The following is a 9,343-nucleotide window of genomic DNA, read 5'->3' as shown; positions in this document are numbered from 1 at the left end:
GTGGGCGATGTGAACATCCATGAGGTGTGCGAACGGGTGCGATCGCTGGTGCTCGTCGAATACCCCCATGGGCTCAAGGTGCAGCGCGACTACGACACCTCAATCCCTGAGTTTCGCGGAGACCGCGCACAGCTCATTCAGGCGGTGCTCAACATCGTGCAAAACGCAGCGCAGGCGCTGACCGAGCGCATCGCGGCTGGGGATGCCGTCATCACGCTGCGCACCCGCGTGGCCCGACAAGTAACCTTTGGTCGCCAGCGCTATCGCTTGGCATTGGAATTGCATGTCATCGACAACGGACCGGGCGTACCCGATGCGATCAAGGAGCGGATTTTCTACCCTCTGGTGTCGGGTCGGGATGGCGGGTCAGGGCTGGGGCTCACGTTGGCACAAACCTTCGTGCAGCGCCACCACGGATTGATCGAATGCGACAGCGTGCCGGGTCGCACCGACTTCCGAATCCTGATCCCCTTGCCCTGAGGTCCCTGACACGCAAATCCACAGGGAAGGTAAGAAAAACATATGAAGCCGATCTGGATAGTAGATGACGACCCCTCGATCCGCTTCGTCCTGGAAAAGGCGCTGGCCCGTGAGAACCTGCCCACGCGCAGCTTCACCCACCCGCGCGAAGTGCTCGATGCCCTGGCCGACATCACCCCAGGCGACCCCGCGCGGCAAGGTCCCCAGGTGCTCGTCAGCGACATCCGCATGCCAGGGGGGTCCGGCCTGCAATTGCTGGAGAAGGTTCGCGAACTGCAACCCGGCCTGCCCGTCATCATCATGACGGCGTACTCCGATCTGGACAGCGCCGTGTCGGCGTTTCAGCGCGGAGCCTTCGAATACCTGCCCAAGCCTTTCGATCTGCCCAAGGCGGTGGAACTCATCCGCCGTGCGGTGGAGGAGAGCCAGCGCGAAGAGGTGACGGAAGAGCGCCAGACCGAAACGCCCGAGATGCTCGGCCAGGCTCCTGCGATGCAGGACGTCTTCCGCGCCATTGGCCGCCTGAGCCAGAGCCAGGTCACCGTGCTCATCACCGGCGAATCCGGCTCGGGCAAGGAGCTGGTGGCACGTGCGCTGCACAAGCACTCGCCGGTGGCCGATGGCCCGTTTGTGGCCATCAACACCGCCGCCATTCCCAAAGACCTGCTGGAATCCGAACTCTTCGGCCACGAGCGCGGCGCGTTCACCGGCGCGCAGACGCAGCGGCGCGGCCGCTTCGAGCAGGCCGAGGGCGGCACGCTGTTCCTCGATGAAATCGGCGACATGCCGTTTGACCTGCAGACGCGTCTGCTGCGCGTGCTGTCGGACGGCCAGTTCTACCGTGTTGGCGGCCACGCGGCCGTGAAGGCCCATGTGCGGGTGATTGCGGCCACCCACCAGGACCTGGAAAAGCGGGTCAAGGAAGGGGGGTTTCGCGAGGACTTGTTCCATCGCCTGAATGTCATCCGCCTGCGCCTGCCCGCGCTGCGCGAGCGGCATGAGGACGTGCCTGTTCTCACGCGGCACTTCCTGCAGCAAAGCGCGCGGCAGCTGGGCGTGGAGCCCAAGCGCATTTCCGATCCGGCGCTGGCCCGGCTGGAGCAGTTTGCCTTTCCGGGCAACGTCCGCCAGCTGGAGAACATCTGCCATTGGCTCACGGTGATGGCACCAGCGCAGGTCATCTCGCTGCAGGACCTTCCACCGGAGGTACTGGAAGCGCCCATCTACGCCGCGCCGCAGCGTCCGGTGGCTGAGCCGATGGCGGGTGCAGGCTCTTCATCCCCCGTGTTTGCCATGCCAAGCTCGCCCGCCCCAGCGTCGCTGCAGCCGCCAGAGCCGGTAAGCGCAGTGGGGGCCGTGGGGGCGATGCCACCGGCCAGCATGCCTCCTGTCATCCCGGTCGCAGAGGTTGCGCCATCGGCGGCAGGGGGGCATGGCAGCGCGCCCCAGAGCCCGGCCGGCACCTGGGAGCAGGCGCTCGAGAACGAGGCACAGAAACTATTGCTGGGCGGGCAGCCCGAAGTGTGGGATGCCCTCACGCGACGTTTCGAGTCCCGGCTGATCCGTACGGCGCTGGCCGCGACCCATGGCCGCCGAATGGAGGCCGCCCAGCGCCTGGGCATCGGGCGCAACACGATCACGCGCAAGATCCAGGAATTGGGCCTGGATGCTCCGGATGAAGGGTGAAAATCGCTGGCAGCGCTTGTATGTAAAGCGCGGCCAGCTATAAAAAGAGTAGCTTATCCAGCTGCCCGCCTGCGAGGGGGCTCCACGCCCCAATTATCCCCACGCGGCCTGCCTGCGCTTGGGGATGCGTGCTGCGCGGCGTCCTACATTCAGGCCCTCCCTGTGCCGACCCAGGTCGCTGAGGGTGACTTCAACAATGAAGGCACTGTCAACCAACTGGAGAGCTTCTATGTCGGATTTCAACGATGCCAACCGTGACCCCTTGACCAATGAGCCGGGTGCCCATCCAGTGGGTACCGGCGTCGGGGCTGCCATGGGCGGCGCAGCGGCCGGTGCCGCTGCGGGCGCATTCGGTGGCCCGGTCGGCGCTGCCGTGGGGGGCGTGGCGGGAGCCGTCGTGGGCGGCCTCGCGGGCAAGGCCGCGGCCGAAGCGGTAAACCCTACCGAAGAGGACGCCTACTGGCGCGAAAGCTACCACCGCGAGCCCTACTACGTGGGTGGCCGCACCTATGAACAATACCGTCCCGCCTACGAACTGGGCTGGTCCTCCGTGGGCCGCTACGAAGGCGACTTCGAGGCTGTCGAGCCCCGTCTGGCGGACGATTGGCGGGCTCGCCACTCCGATGGTCTGGCGTGGACCGATGCTCGCCCGGCCGCCCGCGCCGCGTGGGATCGCGTCACATCGCGCAGCCGCCTGAACGATGACGCCCCCATGGATGTCATGGACACCGATGACGTGGTGGACGTATTGAACGACTTGATCGAGTCGGCGCGCGACGGTGAATACGGCTTCACGGCCTGTGCGGAACATGCCAAGTCCGCCCAGCTCAAGACGGTCTTCCGCCGCCATGCGCAGGAATGCGCTGCCGCGGCCACGGAACTGGAGCATGAAATCCGCCGGCTGGGCGGCGAGCCCGCCGCAGGCGGCACGGTGGCTGGGGCGCTGCACCGCGGCTGGGTCTCCGTCAAGTCGGCCCTGTCCATCCAGGACGACAAGGCGGTGCTGCAGGAATGCGAGCGCGGCGAAGATGCCGCCGTGGCGCGCTACCGCAAGGCTTTGAAGGCCACCTTGCCCAGCGATGTGCGCATGCTGGTGGAGCGCCAGGCCCAGGGCGCCCAGCGCAACCACGACGAGGTTCGCGGTCTGCGTGATTCCTACGCGGCCAGCTGATCGGGGTTGCTGGCGGTCGTCAGTAGATGACTGTCGGCTCCTGATGATCGGGGCGTTGAACCTGTCAGCGCCCCGGGCACTCAGTCCAGCGTCAGCACGACGGGTGCGTGGTCGCTGGGCTGGGGATTCTTGCGTGGAGCGCGGTCCACCACGCAGGCTGTCACCAAGGGCTTGATGGCTTCGCTGACCAGGATGTGGTCAATGCGCAGCCCTCGGTTTTTTTGGAAGCCCAGCATCCGGTAGTCCCACCACGAGTAGCTCTTCTCGGGCTGCTCGAACATGCGGAAGGTGTCTGTCAGGCCCAGCCCCAGCAGTTCCTGGAAGTGCGCGCGTTCCTCCACCGTATGGTGGATGGTGTCCTTGAGACCCACGGGGTCGAACGAGTCGCGGTCCTCGGGCGCGACGTTGAAGTCGCCCAGCAGCGCGAGTCGGGGGTGCGCTTGCAGCTCTTCACGCAGCCAGCGGTGCAGGGCGGTCAGCCACAGCATCTTGTAGGCGAATTTCTCGGTGCCCGGAGCCTGCCCATTCACGAAATAGCAGTTCACCAGCCGCAGCGGGCCGGAGGCCGTGTCCATGGTGGCGGCGATCACCCGCGCCTGCTCATCGTCGTGGCCGGGGATGTTGCGCACCACGTCGCGCAGCGGGTGGCGGCTCAGGATGGCAACGCCGTTGTAGGTCTTCTGGCCGAAGGCGACGGCTTCATAGCCTGCCTCTTTCAGCGCGTCGTGCGGAAACTTGTCGTCGGTGAGCTTAAGCTCCTGCAGGCACAGCGCGTCCACGGGATGGGCCTGCAGCCAAGCCAGCACCTGGGGAAGGCGCACGGTGAGGGAGTTGATGTTCCAGGTGGCGATTTGCATGATTTTGGCCTCCAGCGCTGATTGGAAAAGCGCAACGTGCTGTCAATAGGTGAGCAATTTGCGGAGGGCCTTCAGCGCCTCTCAGCCTGCCCGCACATAGGTCACAAAGCTGAAGGGCAGCCCATTGGTGCTGACGTGGCGGCTGCGCTCAGACTCCGTCCACTCGGCACCCAGTGTGGGCGCATAGGCGTCGCCCACGAAATCCCTTTCAATCTCGGTGACATAGACGCTGTCTGCCAAAGGCAGTGCCTCGGCATAGATCTGCGCCCCCCCGATCACCCATACCGTGGGGCCGGCAGGGGCCTGGCGCAGCGCCTCGGACAGGCTGGCGGCTCGCACGGCGCCCTCGGCCTGCCAGTCCGGCTGGCGTGTGACCACGATGTTGGTGCGGCCCGGCAGGGGCCGAAAGCGCGGCGGCAGCGAATCCCAGGTCTTGCGGCCCATGACCACCGTGCAGCCCTGCGTGAGCTGCTTGAAACGCGCCATGTCTTCCGGCAGGTGCCAGGGCAGCGCGTTGTTCTGCCCAATGACGCCGTTGGCGGCCCGCGCGTAGATGAGGTGCAGAGGCATGGATGGGGCTCCTCAGATGTGCAGTGCGGCTGCCACGCCCACGCCCAGCCCCAGCGCGGCTACGCCGTACATGCCCCACTCCAGCCATTTCTTCCTGGTGAGCAAGGCGATGGCGGCCAGCGCAATGGCGACCTGCAGCGCCGTGGTGGCCTGGGCCCAGCGGTGGTGCTGGTGCATCTGGGCCTCGCTTTGGCGGTCGAAGTCGTGGGCGTCGGCTTCGAGCTTCTCGGCCACGGTCTTGATCTCGTTCTTTTCCTTTTCGTAGCGGTCGATCTTGGCCTGGTATTTGGCCTTTTCGGTCTCTGCCGGGGTCAGGTCACGTGCCAGCTCCGCCAGGCTCTGCTTGGTGCTCTTGGACTGGAAGTAATTCCACTGGTTGGAGGCCTCTGTCTTCTTGATGGCCGCATCGTTCTTCATCAGGCCCGCGTTGGCCTGCGTGGCGCCGCCCATGTAGGCAAAGATGGCGCCCACCGTGGCCACGATGGCCGTGAACATGGCGATCTTATTGGTGGACGAGCCTGCGCTATCAGTGCCATGGGAGGCTGCATCATCGTGGTGATGGCCGTGGGTGGCATGTTCGACAGCGTGGTCGTGGGGGCCGTGTACGTGGAATCCGCCGGATGACATGGAGAAAAAGCGTTGGAGTGGTTGTGATGGATGGATGCAAGGCGCGCGCGTTGCCGCACTCGCCTCGGGTCGCGGGAGCTGAAGGCCGAGCCGGCAGTGCTGCGGACTACACCGCCACGGGCGCCTTGATGGCGGGGTGGCACTGATAGTCCAGCACTTCGAAATCCTCGTACTGGTAATCGAAGATGCTGCCCGGCCGGCGCTTGATGTTCAGCACCGGGTAGGGGTAGGGCGTGCGCGCCAGCTGGGTCTGCACCTGCTCGTGGTGGTTGCTGTAGATGTGGCAGTCCCCGCCCGTCCAGATGAAGTCGCCCACTTCCAGGTCGCACTGCTGCGCCACCATGTGCGTGAGCAGCGCGTAGCTGGCGATGTTGAAGGGCACGCCCAGAAAAATGTCGGCGCTGCGCTGGTAGAGCTGGCAGCTGAGCGTGCCGCGCCCGCCGGGCTCCTGCGCGGGCGCCACGTAGAACTGGAAGAACGCATGGCAGGGCATGAGCGCCATCTTGTTCAACTCGGCCACGTTCCATGCGCTCACGATGATGCGGCGCGAATCGGGGTTGGTCCTGAGCGTCTGGATCACGTCGCTGATCTGGTCGATGTGCCCGCCATCCGGTGTAGGCCAGCTGCGCCATTGCACGCCATAGACGGGGCCCAGGTCGCCATCCGCGCGAGCCCACTCGTCCCAGATCGTCACACCGCGCTCTTTCAGCCAGTTGTTGTTGCTCGAGCCCGTGAGGAACCACAGCAGTTCGATGATGATGGACTTGAGGTGCACCTTCTTGGTGGTCACCAGAGGAAAACCTTCCTTCAGGTCGAACCGCATCTGGTGGCCGAACACGCTGGTCGTGCCCGTACCCGTGCGGTCGGACTTGTGCACGCCGTGGGTGAACACGTGGCGCATGAAGTCTTCGTACTGGGATCGGACGGGGCGGGCGTGGTCGGTCATGGCGGGCTCGAGGGCGAAAGGCGCAATTCTAGGGCGGGAGGGGGGAGGCCGCTTTACCGGCTAAGCTCGCCCACCTCGGCGCTCGCCGCCCCTGTTCCTCTTCGATAGAAAACGACACATCATGCGCCTGGAACCCACCACCCTTCTGTGCCGCGCGGCATTCGCCGCGCTCCCGCTGGCCTTGCTGGCAGGTTGCGGCGGCACAGCCCCCACGACCCCGAACGCCTCCCAGGCGCCAGCCTGGCGGTCCGTCGGGCTGCCAGCCCCCGCAAGCCAGCCTGTCAGCCCCTGGGCGGGCCTGCAGTCGCAAGTGGGTCGAATCCCCGAAGAGGGGGGCGACTTTCTGCGCACGGGCCGGCTGGCGCAGCGGCTCGGCGAACTGCTGGGAGAGGACAACTACCTCATCCTGCTGCATAACCTGCGCACCACCACGCCCCTGCGCCAGGAGGGGGATCTGCTCTACATCACGGGCCACCGGCACCCGGCGGGTGGTGATGAGGCGGCGGCGGTGGTGATCCACCCCGCTGCCGACGCCGTGCGCGTGTGGCTTTCGACCGGCGGTGAGGAATGGGAAGTGCAAGACCTGGGCGCTCCCAAGACCTGGCCGGCCGACGTCGCCCGGGCGATGGAAGAAGCGCGGCGCTGAAAAGGTTTCCCAGGGGGCCCGATGGCATGGGCCGTCGGAGCCGGGGCGCTGGTTGGCGCAGGGCCGGATGCTCTGCCCATTGCGTGGAGGGACGTGTGCCTCGCAACTGAATTCACATACCCAGTTGACGTTACTAGGTATAAATACCGAGTGAATGGTGCAAATTAGTATCTTTACTGGCCATTGGAGTACCAATTCGGCACGCCAGCATCGGTATCGTTCAGTCCGTCAATGCCCGCAGCCAGGGAGGGCCTGCATAACTTCCTGCGGTCGGCGTTGAAAGGCAGATTTCCATACCAACGACCGAGGAGACACACCGATGCCCCATTCCCCCCGTGCTGCCCTGCGCGCCGCAGCGCCCCGCCGACTCGCCCTGGTGGCCGCACTCGCCTTGACTTCGCTGTGCGGCGCCGCCATGGCCCAGACGGAGCTCGTCATCGCCACCGTGAATAACGGCCACATGATCGAGATGCAAAAACTCAGCAAGAACTTCGAGCAGGCCCACCCCGACATCAAGCTCAAGTGGGTGACGCTGGAAGAAGGCGTGCTGCGCCAGCGCGTGACCACCGACATCGCCACCAAGGGCGGCCAGTTCGACGTGATGACCATCGGCCTGTACGAGGCGCCCATCTGGGGCAAGAAGGGCTGGCTGCAGGAACTCAAGACCGATGCCGCCTACGACGCGGACGACCTGCTGCCCGCGGTGCGCAGCGGCCTGTCGGTGGATGGCAAGCTGTACGCCGCGCCGTTCTATGCCGAAAGTTCCATGCTCATGTATCGCAAGGATCTGGCTGACAAGGCCGGTGTGCAGGTGCCCGAGCGTCCCACCTGGCCGCAGATCAAGGATCTGGCCGCCAAGATGCACGACCCCAAGAACGGCGTGTATGGCATCTGCCTGCGCGGCAAGCCGGGCTGGGGCGACAACATGGCCTTCATCACCACGCTGGTCAACACCTTTGGCGGTCAGTGGTTCGACATGCAGTGGAAGCCGCAGCTCGAATCCAAGCCCTGGAAGGACGCGATCAACTTCTATGTGGACCTGCTCAAGAACTACGGTCCGCCCGGCTCGTCGGCCAACAGCTTCAACGAAATCCTGGCGCTGACCAACTCGGGCAAGTGCGGCATGTGGATCGACGCGACCATTGCCGCATCTTTCGTGGCTGACCCCAAGCAGTCCAAGGTGGCCGAGCACATGGCGTTTGCCCAGGCGCCCACCATGCACACACCCAAGGGGGCCAACTGGCTGTGGTCGTGGAATCTGGCCATCCCGGCCGGTTCCAAGAAGGTCGATGCAGCGCAGAAGTTCATCACTTGGTCCACCAGCAAGGATTACATCCAGCTCGTGGCCAATACCAACGGCTGGGCCAACGTGCCCACGGGCACGCGCAAGAGCACCTATGCCAACCCCGAGTTCCAGAAGGCTGCCCGGTTTGCTGCCGCCGAAAAGACCGCCATCGATTCGGCCAACCCCAACGACTCCACGTTGCCCAAGAGCCCGTATGTGGGTGTGCAGTTCGCGGCCATTCCGGAGTTCCAGGCCATCGGCATTGCGGTGGGGCAGCAAATGAGTTCGGCCCTGGCAGGCAAGACCACGGTGGACGCGGCGCTCAAGGCCAGTCAGACCCTGGCGGACCGTGAGATGAAAAAGGCCGGCTACTACAAATAGGCAGTCATTCGGCTACTGCGCGGGCCGATTTGGTGGCGGTGTCCCTCGCCGTGCGGGAGTACGGCTGCGGTACAGCGCCACCGCCACCTCGGCCCTGGCTGTGCCGAATGAACACCTATTCCTGCCGGACATTTTTCTGAGGCCCCCATGAACCGCCGCCTGCTTCCCCGCCTGCTGCTCACGCCCGCCGTGGCCACGCTCTTCCTTTGGATGATCGTGCCGCTGGTGATGACGATCTACTTCTCATTCATCCGCTACAACCTCATGCAGCCCGACCAGTCGGGCTTCGTGGGGCTGGAGAATTTCGAGTACTTCGTCACCGACCCCTCGTTCGGCACGGCGGTGGTCAACACCCTCCTGCTGCTCGGGAGCGTGATCCTCATCACCGTGGTGCTGGGGGTAGCGATTGCGCTGCTCATCAACGAGCCGTTTCCGGGCCGGGGCATCGTGCGGGTGCTGCTGATCTCGCCCTTCTTCGTCATGCCCACGGTGAACGCGCTGATGTGGAAGAACATGATGATGAATCCCATCTATGGCGTGCTCGCGCAGGTGTGGATCTTCTTTGGCGCGCAGCCGGTGGACTGGCTCACGGACCACCCGCTGTTCTCGGTCATCGTGATGGTGGCCTGGCAGTGGCTGCCGTTTGCCACGCTGATCTTCATGACCGCACTGCAGAGCATGAACCACGAGCAGC

General features: G+C 64.9%; 10 protein-coding genes. 6 read left to right on the top strand and 4 right to left on the bottom strand.

The features are described from left to right. From MRY84_RS17675 to MRY84_RS17665, 3 genes are all read left to right on the top strand, one after another. Nucleotides 1-480: ATP-binding protein (locus MRY84_RS17675; RefSeq protein ID WP_291507012.1), on the top strand; the 480-nt coding region annotated here is incomplete at its 5' end. A 42-nt stretch (nucleotides 481-522) separates the two neighbouring features. Next, a complete protein-coding gene (gene ntrC / locus MRY84_RS17670) occupies nucleotides 523-2,166 on the top strand; it encodes a nitrogen regulation protein NR(I) (RefSeq protein ID WP_291507011.1) in 1,644 nt (547 codons plus the stop codon). Nucleotides 2,167-2,395: 229 nt separating this feature from the next. After that, nucleotides 2,396-3,337: a PA2169 family four-helix-bundle protein gene (locus tag MRY84_RS17665; RefSeq protein ID WP_291507010.1), complete on the top strand. Its 942-nt coding sequence runs from the start codon at nucleotides 2,396-2,398 to the stop codon at nucleotides 3,335-3,337. An 80-nt stretch (nucleotides 3,338-3,417) separates the two neighbouring features. On the opposite strand, the gene MRY84_RS17660 is transcribed toward MRY84_RS17665, so the two are convergent. From MRY84_RS17660 to MRY84_RS17645, 4 genes are all read right to left on the bottom strand, one after another. Continuing rightward, nucleotides 3,418-4,194 carry an exodeoxyribonuclease III gene (locus tag MRY84_RS17660; RefSeq protein WP_291507009.1) on the bottom strand — a complete coding sequence of 259 codons (777 nt, stop codon included), beginning with the start codon at nucleotides 4,192-4,194 and terminating at the stop codon, nucleotides 3,418-3,420. A gap of 81 nt (nucleotides 4,195-4,275) precedes the next feature. Next, complete coding sequence (locus MRY84_RS17655; protein ID WP_291507008.1) at nucleotides 4,276-4,764, bottom strand: dihydrofolate reductase; 489 nt, start codon at nucleotides 4,762-4,764, stop codon at nucleotides 4,276-4,278. A gap of 12 nt (nucleotides 4,765-4,776) precedes the next feature. Then, entirely contained in the window at nucleotides 4,777-5,391 is a 615-nt protein-coding gene (locus MRY84_RS17650) for a DUF4337 domain-containing protein (protein ID WP_291507007.1), read from the bottom strand. A gap of 106 nt (nucleotides 5,392-5,497) precedes the next feature. After that, nucleotides 5,498-6,337: a thymidylate synthase gene (locus tag MRY84_RS17645; RefSeq protein ID WP_291507006.1), complete on the bottom strand. Its 840-nt coding sequence runs from the start codon at nucleotides 6,335-6,337 to the stop codon at nucleotides 5,498-5,500. A 121-nt stretch (nucleotides 6,338-6,458) separates the two neighbouring features. Between MRY84_RS17645 and MRY84_RS17640 the strand changes: the two genes are divergently transcribed. The 3 genes from MRY84_RS17640 to MRY84_RS17630 form a co-directional block, all read left to right on the top strand. After that, nucleotides 6,459-6,983 carry a hypothetical protein gene (locus MRY84_RS17640; RefSeq protein ID WP_291507005.1) on the top strand — a complete coding sequence of 175 codons (525 nt, stop codon included), beginning with the start codon at nucleotides 6,459-6,461 and terminating at the stop codon, nucleotides 6,981-6,983. A gap of 415 nt (nucleotides 6,984-7,398) precedes the next feature. Beyond that, nucleotides 7,399-8,649, top strand: a complete 1,251-nt coding sequence (locus MRY84_RS17635) for a sugar ABC transporter substrate-binding protein (protein WP_291507013.1) — start codon at nucleotides 7,399-7,401, stop codon at nucleotides 8,647-8,649. Between the two features lie 147 nt (nucleotides 8,650-8,796). Further along, a partial coding sequence (locus MRY84_RS17630) for a sugar ABC transporter permease (protein WP_291507004.1) occupies nucleotides 8,797-9,343 on the top strand: 547 nt, incomplete at its 3' end.

It is taken from the genome of Acidovorax sp. (assembly GCF_022763525.1).
Lineage (GTDB): Bacteria > Pseudomonadota > Gammaproteobacteria > Burkholderiales > Burkholderiaceae_C > Acidovorax.
Note: the sequence above shows the minus strand (reverse complement) of the source record. Positions and strands in the feature narration are given on the sequence as shown.

Bases quoted from the DNA above. Each gene is read 5' to 3' on its own strand.
- MRY84_RS17655 (WP_291507008.1), bottom strand. From the start codon at position 4,764: ATGCCTCTGCACCTCATCTACGCGCGGGCCGCCAACGGCGTCATTGGG.
- ntrC (WP_291507011.1), top strand. From the start codon at position 523: ATGAAGCCGATCTGGATAGTAGATGACGACCCCTCGATCCGCTTCGTC.
- MRY84_RS17665 (WP_291507010.1), top strand. From the start codon at position 2,396: ATGTCGGATTTCAACGATGCCAACCGTGACCCCTTGACCAATGAGCCG.
- MRY84_RS17640 (WP_291507005.1), top strand. From the start codon at position 6,459: ATGCGCCTGGAACCCACCACCCTTCTGTGCCGCGCGGCATTCGCCGCG.
- MRY84_RS17645 (WP_291507006.1), bottom strand. From the start codon at position 6,337: ATGACCGACCACGCCCGCCCCGTCCGATCCCAGTACGAAGACTTCATG.
- MRY84_RS17635 (WP_291507013.1), top strand. From the start codon at position 7,399: ATGGCCCAGACGGAGCTCGTCATCGCCACCGTGAATAACGGCCACATG.
- MRY84_RS17660 (WP_291507009.1), bottom strand. From the start codon at position 4,194: ATGCAAATCGCCACCTGGAACATCAACTCCCTCACCGTGCGCCTTCCC.
- MRY84_RS17650 (WP_291507007.1), bottom strand. From the start codon at position 5,391: ATGTCATCCGGCGGATTCCACGTACACGGCCCCCACGACCACGCTGTC.